The following is a 26,433-nucleotide window of genomic DNA, read 5'->3' as shown; positions in this document are numbered from 1 at the left end:
GATATTTATAGTATCATACCCAATAGTAAAGACCCTTTGAAAATCTGTATTTTAAGGTGACCAAAACAGCTTGAATTTTGGGTGGATTTTTTAAAAAAGAGGTTTTAATGAATAGTAGTATTTATTTTTGTTGCGATTATGTATATTAGGAGTTTGGTGTGAAGCGAATTTTATTTTTATTAGTAGCTACGACTTTTTTGTTGAGAGCAGAGACAGCTTCTGCCACTATTAACACTACAGTTGATCCCAATGTGATGTTTTCTGAAGGCTCTACGGGGAATGTGAAAAAAGACCGCAAGAGGGTTTTAAAGAGTATGGTTAATTTGGAAAAAGAGCGCGTGAAGAATTTTAACCAGTATTCTGAAACCAAGATGAGTAAGGGCGACTTGTCGGCTTTTGGAGCTTTCTTTAAGGGGAGTTTGGAAAGTTGTGTGGAGCAAAAGGTTTGTTATTATGAGCATAAAGATGGCAAAGTGTCTTTTGTGGTGAATGACAGAGAAAAGTTTTATAAGCATGTGCTTAAAGACCTAGGGACAGAGCTTTCACTCCCTTTGTTTAACTGGCTTTACAAAGGCTCAGATTTTGGGGCTTTGCATGAGCAGTTTGGGGACATGTATGATGGGTATATCAAATATTTGATCAGCATGGTTAGGATAAGCCAAAAAGAAAAGGCTAAAAAAGTGGATGCAGTCGTTCTTAAGAGAATGGAAGAACAAGCCGAAAAAGACACTAAGGCAGCCTTTCAAAAGAGGAGCAGTGGGGAACTTGAAAGTCATACTGATAGCCCTGAATTTATAAGCTCTTCTAAGAAAACGGATCTTTCTAACACGGATACAGCTCAAACTCCTGTAGAGGGCGCTAGCGCGTCTAAAGAGGTCGCTTCAAAAGAGCTAGAGACTTCTTCAAAAAAGCAAAAAAAGCCCAAGAAAAAACGCCGCCTTTCAAAGAAAGAAAGGCAACAACAAGCCTTGCAACAAGAGTTTGAAAAGCAAATTAGCAACTCTAGTAAGTCTGAAAAATAGTAAAATAGCCCTAGCTTACCTTTTAGTAGGGGGCTTTAAATAAGTCTCTTAAGCACTCCTTTTTAGGCTTTATATTTGGGCTTTTAGCTCCCTATCACTCTATCCTATGTTTTAAGCTATCTTTTTAAAAACCACCGCTTTTTTAAAATCTTTAGACTTCAAGCTTTTTGGCTTTTTTTGTGGTAACGATTAGTAACAATTAGCTTAAGGTTTTGTTACGCAAAAATCTTTGAAATATAGCGATTGATAGAGTTAAACATAACCTCAAGACATTCCAACGCATTTTATAAAGCCTATAAAAGTTTTTAATGGAGTATTGGTAATCAAATTGATGCCTTTGAGTGTTTTTCACAATCAAAATAAAAAAGCTTGTGTAAGCAAGTGAATAATTTCTCATAACGCACTCTTAGGGGGTTATGGGGAATTTTGGGGGTTGTAGGGGGATTATTTCAAAATGCCCTATCCTCTTATGAGTTTTAAACAAACTTTTTACTATAAAATGGAATCTAAAACAATAAACTAACGCTTTAAAACCCTATGTTTAAAAATTTTTGAAGGATATTAAAGTTGGATATAAAGCTTATTTGCATTTGATAAAAATAAAGCCTTTTTTAGGAAATAAAACCCCTAAAGATTAGAGCTATCCATTAGCATTCTAAAGTCTTAGCTAACCCCCCTAACGAAGTCTCTTTGTATTTTTCATTCATGTCTTTTCCGGTCGCATACATCGTAGCAATCACTTCATCTAGGCTTACTTTAGGCTTGTATTCATCTTCTAAAGCCAGTTTAGAAGCGCTGATCGCTTTAATCGCTCCTAAAACATTGCGTTCAATGCAAGGGATTTGCACCAAACCCCCCACCGGATCGCATGTCAATCCTAAATGGTGCTCCATAGCGATTTCACTAGCGATCAAAACCTGTTGCGTGGTCGCTTGGCACAAATAAGCTAACCCCCCCGCAGCCATAGAGCTTGCCACGCCAATTTCAGCCTGACACCCCGCTTCTGCGCCGCTCAAGGAAGCGTTTTTCTTGTAAAGATAGCCAATCGCCGCACTGGTGAGTAAAAAATCATTGATAGATTTTTGCGATAAATTTTCAAACAAATGGTTTTTGGCGTATAAAAGCACGCTTGGCACCACCGCGCACGCCCCGTTAGTGGGGGCGGTTACCACCTTGCCTCCGCTAGCGTTTTCTTCGGCAATGGCTCGAGCGTAAAGCGAAATGTAATCAATCAACGCTAAGGGGTCTTTCCCGCTTGTGGGGTGCTTTTCTAGGCGCGTTTTAATGCTTGGGGCTAATCGTGTTACTCTCAAAGAACCAGGCAGATACTTTTCTTTAGAATTAGCTCCATTATCATAACACTCAAGCATCGCATGATAGATTTTAGTCATCGTTGCATCAGGGTGGTTTTTCAGGGCATTTTCTCTCAAACGCACGATTTCAGCGATGTTTTTTTGGTGTTTTTGGCATAATTCTAGCAATTCCTTAGCGCTTGAAAAATCATAGGCAATGCTTTCATTTTCACTCTCTTTAGACAAGTTGTCTAATTCTTTTTCAGTATAGACAAACCCTCCACCAACAGAATAATAAGTCTCTTCTTTTAAAACCTCATTTTTAGCGTTAAAAGCTTTTAGAATGAGGGCGTTTTGGTGTCTGGCTAAAGGTTTGTTGTCAAAAATCAAATCTTTAGAATAATCAAAAGGAATGCAATGCTGGTTAGCGAGTTTTAAAACTTTGTTTTCAAACACCTCATGCAATAAGGCTTTTTTGGTTGTTATCTCTAATTCGTTAGCATAAATACCATGCAAGCCAATCAAAACCGCCTCATCGCTCAAATGCCCTTTACCGGTCAAGGCTAATGAGCCATGCAAGGTGATTTGAACGCGTTCAACCTGCTCTAAAATGCCTTTTAACAACCCGCAAAATCTCGCTCCCGCTTCCATAGGCCCTATGGTGTGTGAAGAGCTAGGCCCCACGCCGATTTTAAAAATGGATAAAATAGAAAAACTAGCCATTAAAATAGTCCTAAAAACACGCTCAAAGCCGTCAAGCTCCCAAAGACAAACACAAAAATATCCACTTTGAAGTTTCTAAAACGCTTCAAACTAGAAACGCTATAAAAAGCTATCATGGGCATCACAAACAAAATGAGTGCAATAATGGGGCCGCCTAAATTTTCAATAAAATCTAAGATATTGGGGTTAATATAAGCCACCAGCGTGATAGTCAGCCATAAAAAAATCGTTACGCTCACGCTCAAGGTCTTAGAAGCTTTTTTCAATTTTAAACTTTGGATAATAATGCCTTCTAAACCTTCCTTAGCCCCATAATAATGCCCAAAAAAAGATGAAAAGATCGCTAAAAAAGCCACCACAGGTCCCGCATAGTTGATTAAAGGGTTGTTTAAAGTGTTAGCCAAATAGCTTAAAATGGGGATATTTTGTTCCCTTGCTTTCACAAAATCATCAGCATTCAAGCACATGACGCACGAAAACACAAAAAACATCACAAACCCTAAAAGCATCAGCGATGTCCCTAATTCAATTTGATTGAGTTTATACTCTTTGAAAGCGCCGTATTCTTTTCCCACATTTTGAGTGAAGGTTGAAATAATGGGGCTATGGTCGAATGAAAACACAAGCACCGGTAAGGTTAGCCAAATCGCTAACACAAATTCTTTAAAACTCGGCACCACAAAAAGATTAGCGCCTTGCCAATAAGGGATAAGATACAAAGAAAAAAGCAATAAAATCAAGCATAAAGGATACACTAAAGCGTTACAAATGCGCGTAACAATCGTAGCGTTAAAAACCATTACCAACATCATTAAAGAGACTAATACCACAGCCAGTAAGCCCCGATGAAAAGGCGCTAAATGCAACTGGTTAGTGAAAAAATGATCAAACACGTTAGTGATACCCACCCCATAAACCAAGCAAATAGGATAAATCGCTAAGAAATAAAGCAAAGTGATAAGAAAACCCCATTGAGCGCCAAAATGAGAGCGAACGACCATGGTAATGTCTTCTTTGTCTTTAGATCCTATGAAATAAGCTAAAGCCCTATGCCCCAGATAAGTTAAAGGGAAGATGATCGCGCTCATCACCACAATAGCCCATACCCCATGCCCACCGGCTCTAATAGGCAAAAATAAAATCCCAGCCCCCACCGCCGTGCCAAATAAGGACACCATCCAACGCAAATCAAACAAATTGAGTTTTTTAGGATCTCTTGGAACCGCTTTTTCTTGTGCCATGCTATTAAACCGCCCTTGTATCGTGTTAAAGAGCTTTCATTGTAGCATAAAGCTTTTTATGATTGGGGTTTTTTGAGATTAATGGGGTGGTTTTGGGTGCGCATTTATTTTCTAAAATCCACGATTTAACCCGCACAAGCTATAATAACGCTTAAAAAAAGATTAATAAAGGATTACAGAAATGTCAAACACAACTTGGTCGCCCACTTCATGGCATTCTTTTAAGATAGAGCAACACCCCACTTACAAAGATAAGCAGGAATTAGAAAGGGTCAAAAAAGAATTACACTCCTACCCTCCCTTAGTGTTTGCTGGCGAAGCGAGGAACTTGCAAGAGCGTTTAGCCCAAGTCATTGACAATAAGGCGTTTTTGTTGCAAGGGGGCGATTGCGCGGAGTCGTTTTCTCAATTTAGCGCTAACCGGATTAAAGACATGTTTAAAGTGGTGATGCAAATGGCGATTGTCTTAACTTTTGCTGGCTCTATACCGATCGTGAAAGTGGGGCGCATTGCCGGGCAATTTGCCAAGCCTCGCTCCAATGCGACTGAAATACTGGATAATGAAGAAGTGTTGAGTTACAGAGGGGATATTATCAATGGGATTTCCAAAAAAGAAAGAGAGCCAAAGCCTGAAAGAATGCTTAAAGCCTACCATCAAAGCGTAGCGACTTTAAACCTTATCAGAGCCTTTGCCCAAGGCGGGTTAGCCAATTTGGAACAAGTGCATCGTTTCAATTTGGATTTTGTCAAAAACAACGATTTCGCACAGAAATACCAGCAAATCGCTGACCGGATCACGCAAGCTTTAGGGTTTATGCAAGCATGCGGGGTGGAAATAGAGCGAACGCCTATCCTTAGGGAAGTGGAATTTTACACCAGCCACGAAGCGTTACTGCTCCATTATGAAGAGCCTTTAGTGCGTAAGGATAGTTTGACTAACCAGTTTTATGATTGTTCTGCGCACATGCTGTGGATTGGCGAAAGGACAAGAGATCCTAAAGGCGCTCATGTGGAGTTTTTAAGGGGGGTTTGCAACCCTATTGGCGTGAAAATCGGGCCTAATGCGAGCGTGAGCGAAGTGCTAGAATTGTGCGATGTTTTAAACCCGCACAACATTAAAGGGCGTTTGAATTTGATCGTGCGCATGGGTTCTAAGACGATTAAAGAGCGTTTGCCTAAACTTTTACAAGGGGTGTTGAAAGAAAAACGCCACATTTTATGGAGCATTGATCCCATGCATGGCAACACGGTTAAAACCAGCTTGGGAGTTAAAACAAGGGCTTTTGATAGCGTGTTAGATGAAGTGAAAAGCTTTTTTGAAATCCATAGGGCTGAAGGGAGTTTGGCTTCAGGGGTTCATTTAGAAATGACGGGTGAGAATGTTACAGAATGTATCGGTGGCTCGCAAGCGATCACTGAAGAGGGTTTGAGTTGCCATTACTATACGCAATGCGATCCAAGATTAAACGCCACTCAAGCCCTAGAGCTCGCTTTTTTAATCGCTGACATGCTTAAAAAACAACGCGCTTGAAATCAATAAAAAAGCTTGTATTAAGCGTAGTTTCTTGTAATGCGATCTTAGGGGGTTAAGGGGGTATCATAAAAGCGTAAAATATTTCTCTATCCCCTTATGAGTTTAAAATAAAGTTTAAAAAACAAGTTTTAAGAATTGAATAAGGCTTGTTTGTATTGATTAAAACGGATTAAATATTAATCTTTTTTTAACTCTTTTTCTTTATAATTATCGTTAGCATTTTAATATTCAAGGAGTTTAGAATGAGAATTTCTTTTTTAGCTGTAATTTTAGCGCTATTATTTGTAGCTTGTCGTGAAACCAAACAGCAAATTTTACAGAACGAAGCTGACAGCACCCCTTCAGAAAAAACCATTTGGCAACCTGAACAAAAATAAAATTGATTTAGCTCTTTTCTAACTAAATATCAATAATCAAATTTAAAGAATGCTCAAATACATTTTTTAAAAATATTAAAGAGCATGCGTAAGCGAGTGGTAGTCTCTTGCAATGCGATCTTAGGGGGATTAGGGGGGTGTAAGAGATGCTATTATAAAACACTCTCTATCTTCTTTCACCATGAAACTATAAATAAAATTTAAAGATCCAATTCAAACTCAAGAATAACTGAATAAGGCTTTTCAATATTTGAAAAGAACGGAGCCATTGGTATTTTAAGGCTTCTAGTCTTATGCACTTGTAATTTTCACCCACTTTATGTTTTGTTGAATAAATTGCTAACCCTTGCTTTGTTATGGGCTTGAATAACTATAGCAATGAAATGGTTTGAGGATTTCAAAAGACAAACCAAAAGCTTGAGAGTTAAACTACAAACTCTCCAAAATTTTTTGAGCATGGCCTTTCGCTTTGACATTGTAGAAACATTTTTCTAAAACACCTTGCGTGTTGATAATGAAAGTGGAGCGGATAATCCCCAAATGTTCCTTCCCATAAAGCATGCGTTTGCCATAAGCTTTATAGAGATTGGCCACTTTTTTGTCTTCATCGCAAAGCAAGATCACATTCAAAGAGCATTGGCTGATGAATTTTTGATGCGATTGCATATTATCAGGGCTTACACCCACAACGATAGCGTTTTTCTTTTCAAATGCATTGAACAGAGTGCTAAAATCTTGCGCTTCTAAGGTGCATCCGGGGGTGTTGTCTTTAGGGTAGAAATACAACACCACTTTTTTATGGAGCAAATCTTTTAAAGAAATCTCTACCCCATCGCTGTTTTTTAACCTAAAATCGGGGGCTAATTGCCCGGCCTCTAATTTTTCCATTCTTATCCTTTAGTAGAGAATGATAGCGACTTTTTGAGGCCCATGCACCCCAAAAACGGTTTTTAATTCAATGTCAGCTGTCCGGCTAGGCCCTCCAATAAGGAGCATGTTTGTGGGCAAGACGCCGTTTTGGCTCTGATTTTTTAAAGCTTGCATGCCTTCGCTTAAATTGCGCACGATGGATTCTTTTTTCAATAAAATAATGCAATTAAGGGTAATGAGTGAAAGCAATCGTGGGCTTGCATGCGAAGAAACCGCTCCAACCATGCCCAAGCTTGAAATCCCACAAACCCCATGCAATAAAGCCGTATCAATGTCAAACAATTCTTCACGCATGGCTTCAATTTCTTTATCATAGGGTTGTAGAGTAAAATCCTTAAACGCTTCAAAATTCAAATCCAAATCCGTAGCGTGTAAGATTTTTTCGCTTTTAAAATTTTCTAAAGCTTTTAAAATCGCTTGCTCTAAATTTTCTTTAGCGCTTTCAATGACTTCAGCTTTATTCAGCGCTTGAAAATGCTTGTATTCTTCCACCAAGTCTTCAAATTCCACTTTAATGATATTTCTATAAGCAGGGTTTGCTCCCTTAATGGCATGTTTAGCTCTGGCTTCTTTAATGCGGTTTAAAATAAGATCTTTACTCATAAATCACCCCTTCTAAATGTTGGACTTTTGCATGCAAACTTGTGTCCATATCGGGTAAGGTCCTCACGCTAGCCCACTCTTTGACTAAAGGCAGTATGGGAGCTAAAAGCTTGCCTAAAGGCGAGAAAAATTGAGCCATTTTCAACTGGAAACGCCATTTAGACCCATCGCTCGCCATTTTAGCGAACATTTTCATAGAGAATTTTTCCATTGCACTGTGTTGCGTGCTTTTAGCCCCCTTGACTACGCCCCTGCCTTCGCCCACTTTATCCGATCGTAAATCCCTAATAAGCTCAGCGAGTGGGATTTCTACAGGGCATACTTCAGTGCAACGCCCGCAAAGACTGCACAAATTAGGGATATGCCCGTAATTATTAAGCCCAAAGAGTTGGGGGGATACCACCACGCCTATAGGGCCAGGGTAGGTGGAAAGATAGGCATGCCCACCGATTTTATCATAGACAGGGCAGTGGTTCAAACAAGTCCCGCAACGAATACATGAAAGAGCACGGTAATACTTTTCATCAGCCAAAATATTAGAGCGGTTGTTGTCTAATAAAATAATGTGGGCTTCTTTAGGGCCGTCTAAATCGTCGTTTTTTCTAGGGCCTGTGATAATGTTTTGATAGCAAGTGATAGGCACACCCACAGCGCTTGGGGCGAGCAAATTGTTTAAAATCGCCGCATCATCAAAGCTTTCTACTAATTTTTCAATCCCGCAAATAGCGACATGCACATCGCATGCGGTGGTGCTCATTCTGCCATTGCCTTCATTTTCCACTAACCAGATCGCTCCCTCATTAGCGATAGCGAAATTAACCCCACTAATCCCCATTTTAAAGCTTTCAAATTCCTTGCGCATGTGCTTTCTAGCGATTGCATTGAGCTTTTCAGGCTCTTCTTCATAAGCGGCGTTGAGCTTTTCTTCAAAAATCTTACCGATTTGTTTGCGGTTTTTATGGATGGCTGGCACGACAATATGCACAGGGTGTTCATTAATAAGTTGGATAATCAATTCGCCCAAATCCGTTTCTTGCGCTTGAATGCCTTTTTCTTTGAGATAATGGTTCAAGCCGATTTCTTCGCTCGCCATAGACTTTTGCTTTAAGATGCGATTGATATTCTTTTCTTTAGCGAGGTTGTAAATGATTTCATTAGCTTCATCGCCGTCTTTAGCGTAATGGATTTTAAAGCCGTTTTGGGTGGCGTTTTTTTCAAACAATTCCAAATACTCATCAAGCCTGGATAAGATTTTAAGCTTGACTTCCTTGCCCAACTCCCTTAAATTTTCCCATTCGCTGTAACGATTTTTGATTAAATTCTTGCGGTTAGTCCTTAAGGTGTCCATTGCAGAACGCAAATTTTCCCTTAATTGCATATCGCCTAATTGGTCGGTGATGATTTCTTCGTATTCTTGGTCGCTGTGGTGTTTTTCCATGATTATTCCTTTATTTCTTAATGTTAAAGCCCAAGCCTTGAAGCTAAAAAGTCATAAAAATGCATGGGTTTTGTTGAAGAGCCCATTTTTTGCATAGCGGTGCTGATATTCATCAAACACCCCGCATCCGCTGAAACAATCACATCCACTTGACGGCTTTCTATGTCTTTAATCTTTTCTTTAACCATAACGGCTGAAATTTTAGGCTCTTTAACCGAAAATGTCCCCCCAAACCCGCAACACTCTTCTTCTTTTTCTAATTCAATGAGTTCTACATTTTTAAGCTGTCTGATGAGGTTTTTAGCCGAGTCAATCACTTTAGCCACCCTTAAAGCATGGCAATTAGAATGCCATGTGATTTTAAGGGGTTCGCCCTTATCTTCATATTTGACTTGCAATTTTTTATCCAAAAATTCGCTCAATTCATACACCCTAGAGCAAAAATCTTTAACCATATTGAATTCTGCATGCCCTTCAAACAATTCCAAATAATCATGCCGCATCATTCCTGTGCATGAACCGCTGGGTAAAATAATGGGGTAGTCGTTGTTAGAATAAAGCTTAATATTGTATAAAACGACTTTTTTAGTCTCTTCGTAATACCCTGAATTGTAGCTTGGCTGGCCGCAACATGTTTGATCTTTTTTAAAAACCACTTCCAAATTTTCCTTGCGGAGTAATTTGATAGCGTTAAGCGATGCGTTGCCATAAATGGCTGTCCCTAGACATGTAGCAAAGAAATTGACTTTCAAAGAATGCTCCTTAAAATTCCAAATTAAGAGTTTCAAACATAGTATAATACTCAAAATTAGTAAGATTATGAAACACAAGTTGATTAACCCACTCGCTCAAACATTGTTACTAAAATAAACTACAAACCCATTAAATTTGACTTCATATTAAATGCTACTTAAAATTAGTTTTTTCTTTTAAGTAAGATAAAAAAATACTTTTAATTATTCAAGGAAAATTTATGGAATTTTATCAAGTCTATGATCCATTAGGCAATATTTGGCTAAGCGCTCTAGTCGCACTCTCGCCTATTGCACTCTTTTTTATTTCTCTTATTGTTTTCAAACTTAAAGGTTATAGCGCTGGGTTTTTAAGCTTAGTGCTTTCAATCATCATTGCGTTATTTGTGTATAAAATGCCCGCTCAAATGGTGAGCGCGAGTTTTTTCTATGGCTTTCTTTATGGCTTATGGCCGATCGCTTGGATTGTGATCGCTGCGATTTTTCTTTACAACCTTTCAGTGAAATCCGGGTATTTTGAGATTTTAAAAGAAAGCATTTTAAGCTTGACGCCGGATCATCGCATTTTAGTGATTTTGATCGGGTTTTGTTTTGGCTCGTTTTTAGAAGGTGCGATTGGTTTTGGAGGCCCGGTAGCGATCACAGCGGCGATTTTAGTGGGCCTTGGGCTAAACCCCTTATACGCTGCCGGGTTGTGTTTGATCGCTAACACCGCTCCTGTAGCTTTTGGCGCGGTGGGTATCCCTATCACGGCGATGGCTAGCGTGGTGGGTATCCCCGAATTAGAGATTTCTCAAATGGTGGGTAGGGTGTTACCCATTTTTTCCATTGGCATTCCTTTTTTCATCGTGTTTTTAATGGATGGTTTTAGAGGGATTAGAGAAACCTTTCCTGCAGTGGCCGTTACGGGCTTTAGCTTTGCTATCGCGCAATTTTTAAGCTCTAATTATTTAGGGCCGCAGCTTCCGGATATTATTTCAGCTTTAGTGTCATTGATTGCTACCACTTTATTTTTAAAGTTTTGGCAACCTAAAAATATTTTCACTAGCAACGGCAAAGAACCCACGATCAGCACAGAAAAACACCATATTTGCAAGGTGATCGTGGCGTGGATGCCTTTTGTGTTGCTCACGATTACGATTATCATATGGACGCAACCCTGGTTCAAAGCGCTCTTTAAAGAAGGCGGAGCTTTGGCGTTTTCTAGCTTTGCGTTTGAATTTAATTCTATCAGTCAAAAGGTTTTTAAAACCGTTCCCATTGTTACTGAAGCGACCAATTTCCCTGTCGTGTTCAAATTCCCTTTGATTTTAACGACAGGCACTTCCATTTTTTTAGCCGCTCTTTTAAGCGTGTTTTTGTTGCGCGTGAAAATCAGCGATGCGATAGGGGTGTTTGGGGCCACTTTAAAAGAAATGCGTTTGCCGATTTTAACCATTGGCGTGGTTTTAGCGTTTGCGTATGTGGCTAATTATAGCGGCATGAGCGCCACGCTCGCTTTAGCGTTAGCGGATACCGGGCATGTTTTCACTTTCTTTTCGCCTGTTGTAGGCTGGCTTGGGGTGTTTTTAACCGGAAGCGATACGAGTTCTAATCTTTTATTTGGCTCTTTGCAAATGCTCATCGCTACACAGCTTGGCTTGCCTGAAGTGCTTTTCTTAGCGGCAAACACTTCAGGGGGTGTTGTGGGTAAAATGATAAGCCCTCAAAGTATCGCTATCGCTTGCGCGGCGGTGGGGTTAGTGGGGAAAGAGAGCGAATTGTTCAGATTTACAGTAAAATACTCCATCGCTTTGGCAATCATTATGGGGATTGTCTTCACTCTTATTGCTTATGTCTTCCCCTTTATTATTCCAATTACTCCTACTTAATGGAGGGGGTTTAGGGGAGTAAGAGAATATTTTTTAAAGGGATTTTTAGTGTCAGAATTTCATCAAGTTTATGACCCTTTGGGTAACATTTGGCTGAGCGCTCTTGTGGCCTTATTGCCGATTTTGTTATTTTTCTTATCTTTAATGGTTTTTAAGCTCAAAGGTTATGCAGCGGCCTTTTTGAGCGTGGCCTTATCAGCCATTATTGCGGTTTTAGTGTATAAAATGCCTGTTAGCATGGTGGGTTCAAGTTTTCTTTATGGCTTTCTTTATGGCTTATGGCCGATCGCTTGGATCATTATTGCGGCGATTTTTTTATACAAACTCAGCGTTAAATCCGGCTATTTTGAAATCTTAAAAGAAAGCGTTCAGTCCATCACTTTAGATCACCGCATTTTAGTGATTTTGATTGGCTTTTGTTTTGGCTCGTTTTTAGAAGGGGCGATTGGTTTTGGAGGGCCTATTGCTATTACAGCGGCGATTTTAGTGGGCTTGGGGTTAAGCCCTTTATATTCTGCCGGATTGTGCCTAATCGCTAACACCGCTCCTGTAGCTTTTGGCGCAGTGGGTATCCCTATAAGCGCGATGGCGAGCGCGGTAGGAGTGCCAGCGATCTTAATTTCAGCCATGACGGGTAAAATCCTCTTTTTTGTGAGCTTGTTAGTGCCGTTTTTCATTGTGTTTTTAATGGATGGTTTTAAAGGGATTAAAGAAACTTTTCCGGCCGTTTTTATCGCAGCTTTTTCTTTCGCTGGCGCGCAATTTTTAAGCTCTAATTATTTAGGGCCAGAATTGCCCGGCATTATTTCAGCCCTCGTTTCACTCGTTGCAACAGCGCTCTTTTTGAAATTTTGGCAGCCTAAAACGATTTTTAGAAGCGACGGCAAAACGATCTCATTCACTAAAACTAACCATCATATCTGTAAAATCTATGTCGCTTGGTCTCCTTTTGTGATTTTGGTTTTAGTCATTGTGCTATGGATACAGCCTTTTTTTAAAGCTTTATTTGAAAAAGACGGCTTGTTAGCTTTTTCTAATTTTTATTTTGAATTCAATAACATCAGTAACCACATCTTTAAAAGCCCGCCCTTTGTAGAAGCCAATCAAAGCGTGAGTTTTCCGGTGGTGTTTAAATTCTTCTTAATCAACACGGTTGGCACTTCCATTTTTTTGGCCGCTCTTATTAGCATGCTTGTTTTAAGGGTGCGAGTGAGCGATGCGCTGAGCGTTTTTGGCGAGACTTTAAAAGAAATGCGCTATCCCATTCTTACCATTGGTTTAGTCTTAAGCTTTGCCTATGTGTCTAATTACAGCGGGATTTCTTCCACTCTAGCCTTAGCGCTCACCCATACGGGCTTAGCTTTCACCTTTTTCTCGCCTTTGATTGGGTGGGTGGGCGTGTTTTTAACCGGGAGCGATACGAGTTCTAATCTTTTATTTGGCTCTTTACAGCAACTCACCGCCCAACGATTGCACCTCCCTGAGGTTTTAACCCTAACGGCTAATACCGTGGGAGGCACTTTGGGCAAGATGATAAGCCCTCAAAGTATCGCTATCGCTTGTGCGGCGGTGGGATTAGCCGGGAAAGAGAGCGATTTGTTCAAATTCACGGTTAAATATTCCCTTATTTTTGTAGCGATTATGGGAGTCGTGATTAGCGCGATTGCGTATTTGATCCCTGAAGTGGTGCCTGCGATAAAGTAGAGCCATTTTAGATTTGGTAGGGTTTAACCCCCAAATAAATTTTTTTGTTTTAAAAAATTCAAGATTTTAAGCGTCATAGAGCTTATGGGTAAGGTTTCTAAGTCTTTAAGGCTATAAAAACGAATGGGATTTTTTAGATCCTTTATTGCAGCTGAATAGAGGTTTAAATTGAGCTTGAATTTAGTGTGGCTGTGTTTGATGGTGCCTAAAAAGGGGAGTTTACATTCTAAATTTTCTTTTAAATTAGGGAAATGGTGCATCCCCAAATAGAGTTTTTGCTCTATTTTTTCTAAAGCGATTTGGTTATTTTGGATCACAACGCCTAAATAACGCTCTTCTTGAATGATTGCTTGTTTTTTCTTAAGCGTGTGTTTTTCTAGGTGGTTTTTACCTAAACAATAAGGATTGAAAGGGCAAATCGTGCATTTGGGTTTAGGGGAGCAGATTAAAGCCCCTAGATCAATTAGGGCTTGGTTGTGATTAAAGCTTTCATTAAGATTGAGGAAGTCATTCGCTTTAATTTGTAAGTCTTTAGCGTGAATGTTGGGATCTAATCCAAAAAGCCTTAAAAGCACGCGCTTGATATTAGCATCCACGCATGCACTCTTTTCCCTAAAACCAAAACACAAGATCGCATTAGCCGTGTATGCACCAATCCCAGGGAGTTTTAACAGGCTTTGATAGTCATTGGGTAGCTGTGAGTGGTGTTCTTTCACGCAAATTTCAGCACTTTTTTTTAAATTTTTAGCCCTTGAATAATAACCAAGCCCTCTCCATAACAATAAAACCTCTTCTAATGGAGCGTTCGCTAAGTCTTTTAAAGTGGGGAAAGCTTCTAAAAAAGGGGAATAAAAACGCTCAACCACCGTGTTGATTTGGGTTTGTTGGCTCATCACTTCACTGATATAGACTTCATAAGGAGCGTTAATGCCCTTTAAATTCCTAAAAGGTAAATCCTTTCGCCCACATTCTTCATACCATTTTAAAAGGGCGTTGTGTAAAGTTTCCAGCTACAACCACCTATAAGCGATGAATTTGACCCAAGGTGCACACACGCTTAAAAACACGATTAAATACAAAAAGCCAAAAATAAACCCCCATTTCCAAAAATCTTTGCTTTGAATATACCCGCTCCCGTAATAAATGGTGGATGGGCCTGTGCCATAGGGAGTTAAAATCCCCATAATCCCTAAAGAAAGCATTAAAAACAAGCTCAATTCTTGCAAATTGACCCCTTGAAGGTGTGAACCAATCCCTACAAAAAGCGCGAATAACGCGCTCACATGAGCGGTGATGCTAGCGAAAAAATAGTGCGACAGATAGAATAAAGCTACAATAAACAATACCGCTATTAACGGATCCAAGTGAGCATGCTCTAAAAAATTTTGAGCCGCATTGCCGATAAAATTTAAAAACCCTACATTTTTAAGCCCGCCAGCCATCGTGAGTAGCGATCCTAGCAATAAAAAAATGTTAAATGCGCTCTTGTTTTTAATGATGTCTTCATAGCTTACAATCTTACAAAACGCCATTAACACCATGGTAATCAAAGCCGTCGCGCTCGCATGCAAGCCTAAAGGTTTGCCAAAAATCCAACCCAATAAAGCCAATAAAGTGAGGCTGAGCATTAAAATTTCTTTTAAAGAAAACCTCCCCATGCCCTCTAATTCTTTTTTGGCCCACAAACTCACTTCTTTTGAGCCTTTTAAGGTGGGTTTGCAGGTTTTATACGCCAATAAAGGCACGAGTAAGATCAAAACCACCCCACAAGGCAAGAACGCTAAAAACCACGAAAACCATGAAATTTCATTCACCCCCATTTTGGCAGCGATTTCCATTGCTAGGGGGTTAGGAGCGAGCGCGGTTAAAAACATGGACGAAGTGATGCAAGTTGAAGCCAAAGCGACCCACATCAAATACGCGCCGATTTTGTCAGGGTTATTATTGGGAGTCGAACCCATTAAAGGTGGGATAGAAGAAACGATGGGATAGAGTATACCCCCACTTCTAGCGGAATTGCTAGGGATAAAGGGGGCTAGACACAATTCGCTCAAACCAATTGCATAGCCTAAACCTAAAGGGGTTTGCCCTAAAAACCTAATCAATAAAAGAGCGATCCGTTTCCCTAACAAGCTTTTTTCATACCCTAAACCCAAAATGAAAGCGACAAACACAAGCCACACCGTTTTATTCGCATACCCGCTCAAACCCCACGAAATGGCCTTATTAGCGCTCGCTACCTCACTGCTCGCCCCAATTTTTAACGCTATACACAACACCAACGCGCTCAACGCTATCAAACCTGATGGTACCGGCTCTAAAATCAGCCCTATAATCATGCCCATGAAAATACAAAAATAAAGCCATGCGTTAGGGTTTAACCCATCCGGTGCGCCTAAAAAATACAACAGCGTTGCAATAAAAAAAGGGGCAAGGATTGAGAGAATTTGTTTAGTCATGTTTAACCTTTAGCCAAAGATAGTAGCAATTTAGCTTAAAAATGCCATTCAAATGGGATTGAGTTATTACAATGTTACAGAAAAAGATTAAAAATTAAGCTTTTTGAAAAAGATAAAACTTTATAATTATGTTTATCTTTGTTGAATTTACTACAAATAGGAGTATTGCATGCAAGAAAATGTGCCTTTGAGTTATGATTATTCTATTAGCAAATTGTTTCTTTATGCGATGGTTGGCTTTGGGATAATAGGCATGTTAATAGGGATCGTGTTAGCCTTTGAATTGTCTTTCCCTAACTTGAATTACATTGCAGGGGAGTATGGCGTTTTTGGCCGCTTACGCCCCTTACACACCAATGCGGTGATCTATGGTTTCACTCTTGGAGGGATTTGGGCGAGTTGGTATTATATCGGTCAAAGGGTGCTTAAAATCACTTATTACCAACACCCCTTTTTGAAAATTGTAGGGTTATTGCATTTTTGGCTTTGGATTATTCTTTTAATTCTAGGGGTTATTAGCTTGTTTGCTGGTCTTACTCAATCTAAAGAATACGCTGAATTGATGTGGCCCTTAGATATTATCGTGGTTGTGGCATGGGTGCTATGGGGGGTTAATATGTTTGGGAGCATGAGCGTTAGGAGGGAAAATACCATTTATGTGTCTTTATGGTATTACATCGCTACTTATGTGGGCATAGCGGTGATGTATATTTTCAATAACCTTTCTGTCCCCACCTATTTTGTCGCTGATATGGGGAGTGTTTGGCATTCTATTTCTATGTATTCAGGCAGTAATGATGCGCTCATTCAATGGTGGTGGGGGCATAATGCGGTCGCTTTTGTCTTTACGAGTGGGGTGATTGGCACGATTTATTATTTCTTGCCTAAAGAGAGCGGCCAGCCTATTTTTTCTTACAAACTCACTTTGTTTTCTTTTTGGAGTTTGATGTTTGTTTATATTTGGGCGGGCGGGCACCATTTGATTTATTCCACCGTGCCTGATTGGGTACAAACCCTTTCTAGCGTGTTTTCAGTGGTGTTGATCTTACCTTCGTGGGGGACAGCGATTAACATGCTTTTAACGATGAGAGGCCAATGGCACCAGCTCAAAGAAAGCCCTTTGATTAAATTCTTAGTTTTAGCCTCAACTTTCTACATGCTTTCCACGCTAGAAGGCTCTATTCAAGCCATTAAGAGCGTGAACGCTTTAGCACATTTTACCGATTGGATTATAGGGCATGTGCATGACGGCGTGCTTGGTTGGGTAGGCTTCACTTTGATTGCGAGCATGTATCACATGACGCCTAGGCTTTTCAAAAGAGAGATTTATTCAGGCAGGCTTGTGGATTTCCAATTTTGGATCATGACTTTAGGGATTGTGCTTTACTTTTCGTCCATGTGGATTGCAGGGATCACGCAAGGGATGATGTGGAGAGATGTGGATCAGTATGGGAACCTCACTTACCAGTTCATTGACACGGTTAAGGTGCTAATCCCTTATTACAATATTAGAGGCGTTGGGGGTCTTATGTATTTTATTGGATTTATTATTTTTGCTTACAATATTTTTATGACAATCACGGCAGGCAAAAAATTAGAGCGTGAGCCCAATTACGCCACGCCTATGTCTCGATAGGGGAGGTTGGAAATGTTTAGTTTTTTAGAGAAAAACCCGTTCTTTTTCACTCTTGCGTTTATTTTTGTGTTTGCGATTGCAGGCTTGGTGGAGATTTTGCCCAATTTCTTTAAATCCGCTCGCCCCATTGAAGGCTTACGGCCTTATACGGTTTTAGAGACAGCAGGGAGGCAAATTTATATCCAAGAAGGTTGCTATCATTGCCATTCCCAGCTTATTCGCCCTTTCCAAGCTGAGGTGGATCGATATGGCGCGTATAGTTTGAGTGGGGAATATGCGTATGACAGGCCATTTTTGTGGGGTTCTAAAAGGATTGGCCCTGATTTACACAGGGTGGGGGATTATCGCACAACCGATTGGCATGAAAAACACATGTTTGATCCTAAAAGCGTTGTGCCGCACAGCATCATGCCAGCCTATAAGCATTTATTTATAAAAAAGAGCGACTTTGACACCGCTTATGCGGAAGCTTTGACGCAAAAAAAGGTTTTTGGCGTGCCTTATGACACCGAAAACGGCGTGAAATTAGGGAGCGTAGAAGAAGCGAAAAAAGCCTATTTAGAAGAAGCGAAAAAAATCACAGCCGACATGAAAGACAAACGAGTGCTAGACGCCATTCAAAGAGGCGAAGTGTTAGAAATCGTGGCTTTGATCGCTTATTTGAATAGCTTGGGTAATTCCAGGATCAACGCTAATCAAAACGCTAAATAAGGGGTGAATGATGGATTTAGAAAGTTTGAGAGGTTTTGCGTATGCGTTTTTCACCATTCTTTTTACGCTCTTTTTGTATGCATATATTTTTAGCATGTATAGAAAGCAAAAAAAGGGCGTCGTGGATTATGAGCGATACGGGTATTTAGCGTTAAATGATGCTTTAGAAGATGAGTTGATTGAACCACGCCATAAAAAAGTTCATGATAATGGCATAAAGGAAAGTTGAAATGGATTTTTTAAACGACCATATAAATGTTTTTGGCTTGATTGCAGCGCTTGTGATTTTAGTTTTAACCATCTATGAATCCAGTTCGCTCATTAAAGAAATGCGCGACAGCAAATCCCAAGGTGAGCTTGTAGAAAATGGGCATTTGATTGATGGGATAGGGGAGTTTGCCAATAATGTGCCAGTAGGCTGGATCGCAAGCTTTATGTGCACGATTGTGTGGGCTTTTTGGTATTTTTTCTTTGGGTATCCGCTGAATAGCTTTTCTCAAATCGGGCAATACAATGAAGAGGTTAAAGTGCACAACCAAAAATTTGAAGCCAAATGGAAGCATTTGGGTCAAAAGGAATTGGTGGATATGGGTCAAGGCATCTTTTTAGTCCATTGTTCGCAATGCCATGGCATCACCGCTGAGGGCTTGCATGGGAGCGCTCAAAATCTGGTGCGTTGGGGTAAAGAAGAGGGCATTATGGACACCATTAAGCATGGCTCTAAAGGCATGGATTATCTCGCTGGGGAAATGCCTGCTATGGAATTGGACGAAAAGGACGCTAAAGCGATTGCGAGCTATGTGATGGCAGAAATTTCTAGCGTTAAAAAAACCAAAAACCCTCAACTCATTGATAAGGGCAAGGAATTGTTTGAAAGCATGGGCTGCACAGGTTGTCATGGCAATGATGGTAAGGGCTTGCAAGAAAATCAAGTGTTTGCAGCCGATTTGACCGCTTACGGCACAGAGAATTTTTTGAGAAATATCTTAACGCATGGCAAAAAGGGCAATATAGGGCATATGCCATCATTCAAGTATAAAAACTTTAGCGATTTGCAAGTTAAAGCGTTAGCCGAATTTATCCAATCGCTAAAACCCTTAGAAGATTAAAGGAAAAGAGATGAAATTTTTAAACGGATTAGCAGGGAATTTACTGATTGTGGTTATTTTATTGTGTGTGGCCGTTTTTTTTACATTCAAAGCGATCCATATCCAAAAAGAGCAAGCCACCAATTATTACCGCTATAAGGATATTAACGCTTTAGAGACAAAAAACACCCAAAACCGGGCCAATTATGAATTAGTCAATCAAGGGAGTAAAAAATGAAATTCACGACTTTAGAAAAAATCTTAGCTTTAATGGTAGTAGCGACCATTTTAATGACAATTGTTATTTCTTTTGTGCCTAACTTGTTTTTGTTTAGCACATGAGGATCTTATGGCTTGTAATAGCCTTTGTTTGTTGTTTGGGGGCTAATGAGTCCTATGTTTTTAATAACGCTAAAGGGCGTTTGGTAGAAAAAAGCGTTGTGTTTGTGGAGGGTGTTTCTAAAGAGCTTTATCTTAAAACAGGCGTGCGTTTTGCGATTGATATGACGGATTTTGAAAAAAATCCTATCGCTTTGGCGGATAAAAATGAACGCCAAAAGTATCAAGAGGGCTTTTTAAAGCAGCTCAAACCCCCTTTTGTGGTATTCTTTTTTTACCATGACGCTCAAAAAATAGAATTAGTGGCTAACCCTAAAGATTTGTTAGACACTGATAAAATCTTTTTTGAAAAAATCGCTCCCTTACTCCCTACAAACGCTAAAGAATACACGCCCCAAAGGATTTCAGCCATGCTCATTAATGGCTATTCGGTCGCAGTAGACGCTTTAGCGGAAAAATATCGTGTGAATATCGCGCAAAATTTTAACGCCCCTAAGGGAGCGACTTTTGTAAAAGTCATCATCTATATTTTATTATTGACGCTTTTAGGGGCGTTTTTGGGGCTTTATTTTTTTAAAAAATCTTAAGAGGGAAAATCAATGAAAGAAAAAAACTTTTGGCCTTTAGGGATCATGAGCGTGCTTATTTTTGGGCTTGGGATCGTGGTGTTTTTGGTGGTGTTTGCCTTAAAAAATTCGCCTAAAAACGATTTAGTGTATTTCAAGGGTCATAACGAAGTGGATTTAAACTTTAACGCCATGCTTAAAACCTATGAAGATTTTAAAGCTAATTATCGTTTTTTAGTGGGTTTAAAACCCCTTACTAAAAGCCCTAAAACCCCCATTTTGCCCTATTTTTCTAAAGGCACGCATGGGGATAAAAAAATCCAAGAAAACCTTTTAAACAACGCTTTGATTTTAGAAAAGTCCAACACGCTTTATGCGCGATTGCAACCGCTCAAACCCGCTTTAGATTCGCCAAATATTCAAGTGTATTTAGCTTTCTATCCCAGCCCATCACAGCCCAGATTATTAGGAACGCTTGATTGCACAAACGCATGCGAGCCTTTAAAATTTGATTTGTTAGAGAGCGATAAAGTGGGGCGCTATAAGATCCTTTTTAAATTCACTTTTAAAAACAAAGAAGAATTGATTTTAGAGCAACTGGCTTTTTTTAAGTAGCGCGTTTAAAAAATGCCTTTAGCGTTTTTTGTTGGCACTTGATGATGAAAAGCCTGAATTTTCTATCCAAATGGGTATAATAATCGCATGGGTTTTTTAAAAGTTTTTAAACATGATGCCTTGGGGCAATTAGGGAATGTTGTTGTGGGGAATTTCTTAATAACGCTCACTATTTTAGCGGTTTGTTTTTCCTCTCAAAGCGCTGAAGAAACGACCATGCTCACTTTAAGCTACACGCTCTTTTTTGTCTTAGGGGCGTTTTTACTGATTGCAATCAGTGTGGGAGCGATCAAAAACCTCAACGCGCTTTTTTCTAAAAGGGGGGTTTTAAGCTTTTCTTTACCCATTAGTTTAGAGTCTTTATTGCTCCCTAAAATCTTGCTCCCCATGGTGTTTTTTATCTTCAGTTTGTTCTGGTTTGTAGCGAGCGTGCGTTTGGGCTATTCTCTTTTTAACGCGCAATCCAGCGTACTGTTTATCTTGCACACCGCTTTAAAAACCTTTGTGTTAAAACCCACTAAAACTATAGGCGTTGCGCTGTTTTTAGGGCTTGTTTTAATGAAATTTTTATTTGTTTTGAGCGTTTTAAACGCTGCTAGGATCAAAAAAGCGCGTTTTTTACTAGGGGGGCTGTTATTCATTTTGGTGGGGATTGTTTTAGAATTAGCGTTTAATTCGTTACTGCCCTTAATGAGCTCTAGTTTAAGCATCAATGAGGGATTTTATTATTTCTTGCAACAACAAGAATTGCAAGAAAATAAATACTATCTTTTATGGGGGGTGGATTTTTTAAAAATCCTTTTATTGTATGGGGTGATTCGTTACTTGCTTATGCATAAACTAGAATTGGATTAAGAAAAGCGGTATTTTAAATATTCATCAGTGAGCAAGCAATCTTTAGTCTTTAACAAGTTAGCATAAAATCCGTGCTGATAGCCTAATTCAAAAAGCTTGTCTATGGCGAGAATTTGAACCTCGCTTAAGCGCGTTGAAGTTTCATTCGCATACAGGCTTAAATAAGTTCGTAAGCGCTCTTTATTGACACGAATGAGCGAGCGCTCTAATAGCATGCTAGAGAGCAAATTTTGGTGTTTTAAAGCGGCTTCAACCGCTTTAATCAAAGCCTTTTTAATCAAAATCGCGCGATACAAAGGGATGGATCGCCTAATCGCCATGCCCCCTAAAGGCAAGGGTAAATCCACTTTAATGAGTTCTTTCCAAACATCCCACAATTCTTTTTCCACTTCTAATTCACTATGGAAATCCAAGATATTTTCATGAATGAGCACGCCTGCATGCACTTTTTCTTCCAAAACCGCTTTTTCAATGTCTAAAAAATTCATGTAAGCGATGCGCGCGTGTTTGTAATAGATCTTAAACAAGAGGGCGTTGGTGGTGTGTTCCCCACTTAATGCGACTCTAAAATCTTTTTTCAATTTCACGCCCTTTTTTTTCACTAATTTAGGCCCATAGCCATTCCCAAAGCTTGTCGCTGTAGGGAGCAAAGCGTAATCGTTTGCAATCTTAGGGTATAGCCCAAAGCTTATCGCGCTCACATCATAAGTGTTTTTTAGGGCTTCTTGGTTTAGGGTTTCAATATCAAGGGCAATGTTGTGGAATGTTTTATTTTTAATGGGGCAATCTATCCAACCAAACTTAATCGCATAATACATGAAAATATCATCAGCATCAGGGCTATGAGCGACACTAATCAAAGTAAAATCCTTTTGTGATAGGGTAAGTCCTTTTATTATAATAGATTTTAGGCTAGGATTTGATAGAATAAACAAATCAAATTCAATAAGGTAATTTAATGGCAATAGATGAAGACAAACAAAAAGCGATTTCTTTAGCGATCAAACAAATTGATAAGGTTTTTGGTAAGGGGGCGTTGGTGCGCCTTGGGGATAAGCAAGTAGAAAAGATTGACGCTATTTCTACAGGCTCGTTAGGGTTGGATCTGGCTTTAGGGATTGGGGGCGTTCCAAAGGGTAGGATCATTGAAATTTATGGGCCAGAGTCAAGCGGGAAGACCACTTTAAGCTTGCATATTATTGCAGAATGCCAAAAAAATGGCGGCGTGTGCGCGTTCATTGACGCTGAACATGCCTTAGATGTGTATTATGCCAAGAGATTAGGCGTGGATACGGAAAATCTACTCGTTTCCCAACCAAGCACGGGCGAAGAAGCCTTAGAGATTTTAGAAACGATCACCAGAAGCGGAGGGATTGATTTAGTGGTGGTGGATTCGGTGGCGGCCCTTACGCCTAAAGCGGAGATTGATGGGGATATGGGCGATCAGCATGTGGGCTTGCAAGCAAGGCTTATGAGCCATGCGTTAAGAAAAATCACCGGTGTTTTGCATAAGATGAACACTACTCTCATTTTTATCAATCAAATCAGGATGAAGATTGGCATGATGGGTTATGGGAGTCCAGAGACCACAACCGGAGGTAACGCTTTAAAATTCTATGCGAGCGTTAGGATTGATATTAGAAGAATCGCCTCCCTCAAGCAAAACGAGCAGCATATCGGTAACAGGGCTAAAGCCAAAGTGGTTAAAAATAAAGTCGCTCCGCCCTTTAGAGAAGCGGAATTTGACATCATGTTTGGGGAAGGGATTTCTAAAGAGGGCGAAATCATTGATTATGGCGTGAAGTTAGACATTGTGGATAAGAGCGGGGCATGGCTTAGCTACCAGGATAAAAAGCTAGGGCAAGGCCGAGAAAACGCTAAAGCCCTATTGAAAGAAGATAAAGCCCTAGCGAATGAAATCACTCTTAAGATTAAAGAGAGTATTGGCTCTAATGAAGAGATCATGCCCTTACCCGATGAGCCTTTAGAAGAAATGGAATAAAAGGATTTTGATGCTAACCATTAAAGATATTCATGCTTTAGAAGTGATGGATAGTAGGGGCAATCCTACCATTCAAGCCAGCGTGATTTTGAGCGATAACACTAAGGCGAACGCGATTGTGCCTAGCGGAGCGAGCACTGGTAAAAGAGAAGCGTTAGAATTAAGGGATAATGACAAAACCCGTTTTTTGGGTAAAGGGGTCTTAAGGGCATGCGAAAATGTCAATAGCGTGATCAAACACCATTTAATAGGGCTTGAAGCGATCAATCAAGCCTTTGTGGATGAGAGGTTAAGGGCTTTAGACGGCACGCCTAATTACGCTAATTTAGGGGCGAACGCTGTTTTGGGCGTTTCTATGGCGTTAGCAAGGGCTAGCGCGAAGGCTTTAAATCTGCCATTATACCGCTATTTAGGGGGGGCTAACGCTCTGACTTTGCCGGTGCCGATGCTCAATATTATCAACGGCGGAACGCATGCGAACAATTCCATAGACTTCCAAGAATACATGATCATGCCTTTAGGGTTTGAGAGTTTTAAAGAAGCTTTAAGAGCGAGCGCAGAAGTCTATCACACTCTTAAAAAACTTTTAGATGGAAAGAATCAGCTCACAAGCGTGGGCGATGAGGGGGGCTTTGCGCCTAATTTTAACAACAATGTAGAACCCCTTGAAATCATTTCTCAAGCCATTGAAAAAGCCGGCTATAAATTAGGCGAAGAAATAGCGCTCGCTTTAGATGTAGCGAGCAGCGAATTGGTGGATGAACATTTCAATTACCATTTAAAGGGTGAAAATAAGATTTTAGATTCGCATGAATTAGTGGCTTATTATAAAGAGTTGGTAGCAAAATACCCGATCGTGTCCATTGAAGATGGTTTGAGCGAAGACGATTGGGAGGGGTGGGCGTTTTTGAGCAAGGAATTAGGGCGTCAAATCCAGTTAGTGGGCGATGATTTGTTTGTAACGAACGCAAGCATCTTGCAAAAAGGCATTGAAAAAAACATTGCGAACGCCATTTTGATCAAACCCAATCAAATCGGCACCATTAGTGAGACTTTAGAGACCATAAGATTAGCCAAACACCATGCCTATCAATGCGTGATGAGCCATAGAAGCGGGGAGAGTGAGGACAGCTTTATCGCTGATTTTGCGGTCGCATTGAATACGGGAGAAATCAAAACCGGATCCACCGCAAGGAGTGAAAGGATCGCCAAATACAACCGCCTTTTAGAGATTGAGCATGAATTAAAAGGGGGGATTTATATCGGTAAAGAGTTGTTTAAGCATGGCTAGTGGCCTTTTTGAAAACGATGAAATCAAAGACAACAAAGCGCGAGATTTTTTTTATAGCCATAGCTCCCTTATTGTCTTTTTCCTCTTACTGCTTGGGTTTGGGTATTATTTAGGGAAGTTGCTTTTTGGGGGTTCTTCTTTAGAAGTTTATTTGGATTTAAGGGACAAGCATGAACGATTGCAACAAGAAATCACCGAATTGCAAAGCAAGAATGAACGCTTGCAAAAGCGTTTGTTTGAGTTGAAGGAATTGCGGCCTAGAGATTAGATTTAAGGAAAATGGTAGTGTTAAAAAAGATGATAGGTTTGGTGGTGGTTTTAAGCGTTTTATTGGCTAGAGACAACCCTTTTGAGCCTGAAATCAATTCCAAGAATTTGCAAGGAGGCTTTAATGGGATCTATGACAGCTATTTTAAAGAAATCCATGTGGATTTGCCCACGAGCGCTAGGATTTTAAAACAAATCACGCTCACTTACCAGGATATTGATGGCTCTATCCATTCTAAAGTCGTGGGCATTGATAAAAGCATTGATTGGCATTACCCTTTAAAACTCTCCCAACACACCCTTAATCAAGCCGCCTTTGAAAAACGCTACCAGATCCAAGATTTTGATTTTTTAATGGCAAACAACACGATGATTTTGCGTTCCCCTTATAAAATTTTGCGCTCTTTTGTGCTAGTCAATCCTTATAGAATCGTGTTAGACACGCAAAAAGGCCCTTTGGATATTTATCAAAATAGGGATTTAAACCAGAAGTTTTTTTCTCACATTAAAGTCGGCACGCACAAAGATTATTACCGCATCACGCTCATTTTAGACGGGAAATACCGCTATCTTTTGGAAGAAAAAAACGGGGCGTATGAATTAAAATTGAAATAAAAGCATGCAGCATTTAGTCTTAATCGGTTTTATGGGGAGCGGTAAAAGCTCTTTAGCGCAAGAATTGGGGCTTGCTTTGAAATTAGAAGTGTTGGATACGGATATGATCATTAGCGAGAGGGTGGGCTTGAGCGTGAGGGAGATTTTTGAAGAGCTTGGCGAAGACAATTTCAGGATGTTTGAAAAAAATTTGATTGATGAATTAAAAACGCTCAAAACCCCCCATGTTATTTCTACCGGTGGGGGTATTGTGATGCATGAAAATCTTAAGGGTTTAGGCACAACTTTTTATCTCAAAATGGATTTTGAGACCTTGATTAAGCGTTTGAATCAAAAAGAAAGGGAAAAACGCCCCCTTTTGAATGATCTCACTCAAGCCAAAGAGCTTTTTGAAAAACGCCAAGCCCTCTATGAAAAAAACGCCTCCTTTATCATTGATGCAAGGGGTGGTTTAAATAATTCTTTAAAACAAGTGCTACAATTCATCGCATAAATTTTTTTT

The 26,433-nt window shown here is 39.9% G+C and carries 27 protein-coding genes and 1 pseudogene; 18 read left to right on the top strand and 10 right to left on the bottom strand.

From position 1 onward, the window contains the following. Window positions 1-13: 13 nt before the first annotated feature. Window positions 14-235 (bottom strand): annotated as a pseudogene (locus QT76_RS08545) (hypothetical protein). Here QT76_RS08545 and QT76_RS05650 point away from each other — a divergent pair. Continuing rightward, the gene (locus QT76_RS05650) at window positions 159-1,022 is read left to right on the top strand and encodes a hypothetical protein (protein ID WP_033616942.1); all 864 of its coding nucleotides are present in this window, start codon (window positions 159-161) and stop codon (window positions 1,020-1,022) included. The pseudogene QT76_RS08545 and the gene QT76_RS05650 sit on opposite strands and share 77 nt — an antisense overlap. A gap of 647 nt (window positions 1,023-1,669) precedes the next feature. Here QT76_RS05650 and QT76_RS05640 read toward each other — a convergent pair. Continuing rightward, on the bottom strand, window positions 1,670-3,037 hold the full coding sequence (locus QT76_RS05640) for an L-serine ammonia-lyase (RefSeq protein WP_033616940.1): 1,368 nt from the start codon (window positions 3,035-3,037) through the stop codon (window positions 1,670-1,672). Further along, the gene (locus QT76_RS05635; RefSeq protein ID WP_033616939.1) at window positions 3,037-4,278 is read right to left on the bottom strand and encodes a serine/threonine transporter; all 1,242 of its coding nucleotides are present in this window, start codon (window positions 4,276-4,278) and stop codon (window positions 3,037-3,039) included. The genes QT76_RS05640 and QT76_RS05635 overlap by 1 nt, the downstream gene beginning before the upstream one ends. Before the next feature lie 181 nt (window positions 4,279-4,459). Here QT76_RS05635 and QT76_RS05630 point away from each other — a divergent pair, with 181 nt between their 5' ends. Continuing rightward, a complete protein-coding gene (locus QT76_RS05630; RefSeq protein ID WP_033616938.1) occupies window positions 4,460-5,809 on the top strand; it encodes a class II 3-deoxy-7-phosphoheptulonate synthase in 1,350 nt (449 codons plus the stop codon). Window positions 5,810-6,054: 245 nt separating this feature from the next. Continuing rightward, complete coding sequence (locus tag QT76_RS08615) at window positions 6,055-6,189, top strand: hypothetical protein (RefSeq protein ID WP_001222817.1); 135 nt, start codon at window positions 6,055-6,057, stop codon at window positions 6,187-6,189. A gap of 429 nt (window positions 6,190-6,618) precedes the next feature. Here the strand turns inward: QT76_RS08615 and QT76_RS05620 are convergent, their stop codons facing one another. Genes QT76_RS05620 through QT76_RS05605 form a run of 4 tightly spaced genes read right to left on the bottom strand, consistent with a single transcriptional unit; the run spans window position 6,619 to window position 9,912 of the window. Further along, window positions 6,619-7,077, bottom strand: coding sequence for a peroxiredoxin (locus QT76_RS05620; RefSeq protein ID WP_033616937.1), 459 nt, complete (start codon window positions 7,075-7,077; stop codon window positions 6,619-6,621). Window positions 7,078-7,086: 9 nt separating this feature from the next. Beyond that, complete coding sequence (locus QT76_RS05615) at window positions 7,087-7,722, bottom strand: LutC/YkgG family protein (RefSeq protein WP_033616936.1); 636 nt, start codon at window positions 7,720-7,722, stop codon at window positions 7,087-7,089. Beyond that, window positions 7,715-9,160, bottom strand: coding sequence for a LutB/LldF family L-lactate oxidation iron-sulfur protein (locus QT76_RS05610; protein ID WP_033616935.1), 1,446 nt, complete (start codon window positions 9,158-9,160; stop codon window positions 7,715-7,717). The genes QT76_RS05615 and QT76_RS05610 overlap by 8 nt, the downstream gene beginning before the upstream one ends. A gap of 23 nt (window positions 9,161-9,183) precedes the next feature. Further along, window positions 9,184-9,912, bottom strand: a complete 729-nt coding sequence (locus QT76_RS05605) for a (Fe-S)-binding protein (protein ID WP_033616934.1) — start codon at window positions 9,910-9,912, stop codon at window positions 9,184-9,186. A gap of 221 nt (window positions 9,913-10,133) precedes the next feature. Here QT76_RS05605 and QT76_RS05600 point away from each other — a divergent pair, with 221 nt between their 5' ends. Beyond that, the gene (locus tag QT76_RS05600; protein WP_033616933.1) at window positions 10,134-11,783 is read left to right on the top strand and encodes an L-lactate permease; all 1,650 of its coding nucleotides are present in this window, start codon (window positions 10,134-10,136) and stop codon (window positions 11,781-11,783) included. Between the two features lie 48 nt (window positions 11,784-11,831). Then, window positions 11,832-13,487 (top strand): L-lactate permease, encoded by a 1,656-nt coding sequence (locus QT76_RS05595; protein ID WP_033616932.1) that lies wholly within the window; start codon window positions 11,832-11,834, stop codon window positions 13,485-13,487. A 23-nt stretch (window positions 13,488-13,510) separates the two neighbouring features. Here QT76_RS05595 and QT76_RS05590 read toward each other — a convergent pair whose 3' ends face one another. Continuing rightward, the gene (locus tag QT76_RS05590; RefSeq protein WP_080242444.1) at window positions 13,511-14,497 is read right to left on the bottom strand and encodes an adenine-specific DNA glycosylase; all 987 of its coding nucleotides are present in this window, start codon (window positions 14,495-14,497) and stop codon (window positions 13,511-13,513) included. Continuing rightward, window positions 14,498-15,946, bottom strand: coding sequence for a DASS family sodium-coupled anion symporter (locus QT76_RS05585; RefSeq protein ID WP_033616931.1), 1,449 nt, complete (start codon window positions 15,944-15,946; stop codon window positions 14,498-14,500). A 169-nt stretch (window positions 15,947-16,115) separates the two neighbouring features. Between QT76_RS05585 and ccoN the strand changes: the two genes are divergently transcribed. The 8 genes from ccoN to QT76_RS05545 all read left to right on the top strand — a co-directional run bounded on the left by ccoN (window position 16,116) and on the right by QT76_RS05545 (window position 21,756). After that, window positions 16,116-17,582: a cytochrome-c oxidase, cbb3-type subunit I gene (gene ccoN / locus QT76_RS05580; RefSeq protein ID WP_001157672.1), complete on the top strand. Its 1,467-nt coding sequence runs from the start codon at window positions 16,116-16,118 to the stop codon at window positions 17,580-17,582. A 12-nt stretch (window positions 17,583-17,594) separates the two neighbouring features. After that, entirely contained in the window at window positions 17,595-18,293 is a 699-nt protein-coding gene (gene ccoO, locus QT76_RS05575) for a cytochrome-c oxidase, cbb3-type subunit II (RefSeq protein ID WP_000490777.1), read from the top strand. Window positions 18,294-18,303: 10 nt separating this feature from the next. Next, window positions 18,304-18,522, top strand: a complete 219-nt coding sequence (locus QT76_RS05570) for a cytochrome c oxidase, cbb3-type, CcoQ subunit (RefSeq protein WP_001864632.1) — start codon at window positions 18,304-18,306, stop codon at window positions 18,520-18,522. Window position 18,523: 1 nt separating this feature from the next. Then, the gene (gene ccoP / locus QT76_RS05565) at window positions 18,524-19,402 is read left to right on the top strand and encodes a cytochrome-c oxidase, cbb3-type subunit III (RefSeq protein WP_000346895.1); all 879 of its coding nucleotides are present in this window, start codon (window positions 18,524-18,526) and stop codon (window positions 19,400-19,402) included. 10 nt (window positions 19,403-19,412) lie between these two features. After that, the gene (locus QT76_RS05560; RefSeq protein WP_000670499.1) at window positions 19,413-19,619 is read left to right on the top strand and encodes a DUF4006 family protein; all 207 of its coding nucleotides are present in this window, start codon (window positions 19,413-19,415) and stop codon (window positions 19,617-19,619) included. A 100-nt stretch (window positions 19,620-19,719) separates the two neighbouring features. Further along, entirely contained in the window at window positions 19,720-20,307 is a 588-nt protein-coding gene (locus QT76_RS05555) for a hypothetical protein (protein WP_033616930.1), read from the top strand. A gap of 12 nt (window positions 20,308-20,319) precedes the next feature. Further along, entirely contained in the window at window positions 20,320-20,901 is a 582-nt protein-coding gene (locus QT76_RS05550; protein WP_033616929.1) for a hypothetical protein, read from the top strand. A gap of 87 nt (window positions 20,902-20,988) precedes the next feature. Continuing rightward, on the top strand, window positions 20,989-21,756 hold the full coding sequence (locus QT76_RS05545; RefSeq protein ID WP_033616927.1) for a hypothetical protein: 768 nt from the start codon (window positions 20,989-20,991) through the stop codon (window positions 21,754-21,756). Here the strand turns inward: QT76_RS05545 and QT76_RS05540 are convergent. After that, the gene (locus QT76_RS05540; protein ID WP_033616926.1) at window positions 21,753-22,616 is read right to left on the bottom strand and encodes a menaquinone biosynthesis family protein; all 864 of its coding nucleotides are present in this window, start codon (window positions 22,614-22,616) and stop codon (window positions 21,753-21,755) included. The two genes, QT76_RS05545 and QT76_RS05540, sit on opposite strands and share 4 nt — an antisense overlap. A gap of 98 nt (window positions 22,617-22,714) precedes the next feature. On the opposite strand from QT76_RS05540, the gene recA reads away from it, so the two are divergent. Genes recA through QT76_RS05515 form a run of 5 tightly spaced genes read left to right on the top strand, consistent with a single transcriptional unit; the run spans window position 22,715 to window position 26,424 of the window. Next, window positions 22,715-23,758 carry a recombinase RecA gene (recA, locus tag QT76_RS05535; RefSeq protein ID WP_000963112.1) on the top strand — a complete coding sequence of 348 codons (1,044 nt, stop codon included), beginning with the start codon at window positions 22,715-22,717 and terminating at the stop codon, window positions 23,756-23,758. 10 nt (window positions 23,759-23,768) lie between these two features. After that, window positions 23,769-25,049, top strand: a complete 1,281-nt coding sequence (gene eno, locus QT76_RS05530) for a phosphopyruvate hydratase (RefSeq protein ID WP_033616925.1) — start codon at window positions 23,769-23,771, stop codon at window positions 25,047-25,049. Next, window positions 25,042-25,317: a hypothetical protein gene (locus QT76_RS05525; protein WP_033616924.1), complete on the top strand. Its 276-nt coding sequence runs from the start codon at window positions 25,042-25,044 to the stop codon at window positions 25,315-25,317. Before eno ends, QT76_RS05525 begins: the two co-directional genes overlap by 8 nt. Before the next feature lie 17 nt (window positions 25,318-25,334). Then, entirely contained in the window at window positions 25,335-25,931 is a 597-nt protein-coding gene (locus QT76_RS05520; RefSeq protein ID WP_001901258.1) for an AMIN domain-containing protein, read from the top strand. 4 nt (window positions 25,932-25,935) lie between these two features. Further along, the gene (locus tag QT76_RS05515) at window positions 25,936-26,424 is read left to right on the top strand and encodes a shikimate kinase (protein WP_001164289.1); all 489 of its coding nucleotides are present in this window, start codon (window positions 25,936-25,938) and stop codon (window positions 26,422-26,424) included. The last annotated feature ends 9 nt before the right edge of the window (window positions 26,425-26,433 follow it).

The organism is Helicobacter pylori SA37A (genome assembly GCF_000476015.1).
Taxonomy (GTDB): Bacteria; Campylobacterota; Campylobacteria; order Campylobacterales; family Helicobacteraceae; genus Helicobacter; species Helicobacter pylori_DB.
Note: the sequence above shows the minus strand (reverse complement) of the source record. Positions and strands in the feature narration are given on the sequence as shown.

Bases quoted from the DNA above. Each gene is read 5' to 3' on its own strand.
- QT76_RS05640 (WP_033616940.1), bottom strand. From the start codon at position 3,037: ATGGCTAGTTTTTCTATTTTATCCATTTTTAAAATCGGCGTGGGGCCT.
- QT76_RS05635 (WP_033616939.1), bottom strand. From the start codon at position 4,278: ATGGCACAAGAAAAAGCGGTTCCAAGAGATCCTAAAAAACTCAATTTG.
- QT76_RS05630 (WP_033616938.1), top strand. From the start codon at position 4,460: ATGTCAAACACAACTTGGTCGCCCACTTCATGGCATTCTTTTAAGATA.
- QT76_RS08615 (WP_001222817.1), top strand. From the start codon at position 6,055: ATGAGAATTTCTTTTTTAGCTGTAATTTTAGCGCTATTATTTGTAGCT.
- QT76_RS05620 (WP_033616937.1), bottom strand. From the start codon at position 7,077: ATGGAAAAATTAGAGGCCGGGCAATTAGCCCCCGATTTTAGGTTAAAA.
- QT76_RS05615 (WP_033616936.1), bottom strand. From the start codon at position 7,722: ATGAGTAAAGATCTTATTTTAAACCGCATTAAAGAAGCCAGAGCTAAA.
- QT76_RS05610 (WP_033616935.1), bottom strand. From the start codon at position 9,160: ATGGAAAAACACCACAGCGACCAAGAATACGAAGAAATCATCACCGAC.
- QT76_RS05600 (WP_033616933.1), top strand. From the start codon at position 10,134: ATGGAATTTTATCAAGTCTATGATCCATTAGGCAATATTTGGCTAAGC.
- QT76_RS05585 (WP_033616931.1), bottom strand. From the start codon at position 15,946: ATGACTAAACAAATTCTCTCAATCCTTGCCCCTTTTTTTATTGCAACG.
- ccoN (WP_001157672.1), top strand. From the start codon at position 16,116: ATGCAAGAAAATGTGCCTTTGAGTTATGATTATTCTATTAGCAAATTG.
- ccoO (WP_000490777.1), top strand. From the start codon at position 17,595: ATGTTTAGTTTTTTAGAGAAAAACCCGTTCTTTTTCACTCTTGCGTTT.
- QT76_RS05570 (WP_001864632.1), top strand. From the start codon at position 18,304: ATGGATTTAGAAAGTTTGAGAGGTTTTGCGTATGCGTTTTTCACCATT.
- ccoP (WP_000346895.1), top strand. From the start codon at position 18,524: ATGGATTTTTTAAACGACCATATAAATGTTTTTGGCTTGATTGCAGCG.
- QT76_RS05560 (WP_000670499.1), top strand. From the start codon at position 19,413: ATGAAATTTTTAAACGGATTAGCAGGGAATTTACTGATTGTGGTTATT.
- QT76_RS05555 (WP_033616930.1), top strand. From the start codon at position 19,720: ATGAGGATCTTATGGCTTGTAATAGCCTTTGTTTGTTGTTTGGGGGCT.
- QT76_RS05550 (WP_033616929.1), top strand. From the start codon at position 20,320: ATGAAAGAAAAAAACTTTTGGCCTTTAGGGATCATGAGCGTGCTTATT.
- QT76_RS05545 (WP_033616927.1), top strand. From the start codon at position 20,989: ATGGGTTTTTTAAAAGTTTTTAAACATGATGCCTTGGGGCAATTAGGG.
- recA (WP_000963112.1), top strand. From the start codon at position 22,715: ATGGCAATAGATGAAGACAAACAAAAAGCGATTTCTTTAGCGATCAAA.
- eno (WP_033616925.1), top strand. From the start codon at position 23,769: ATGCTAACCATTAAAGATATTCATGCTTTAGAAGTGATGGATAGTAGG.
- QT76_RS05525 (WP_033616924.1), top strand. From the start codon at position 25,042: ATGGCTAGTGGCCTTTTTGAAAACGATGAAATCAAAGACAACAAAGCG.
- QT76_RS05515 (WP_001164289.1), top strand. From the start codon at position 25,936: ATGCAGCATTTAGTCTTAATCGGTTTTATGGGGAGCGGTAAAAGCTCT.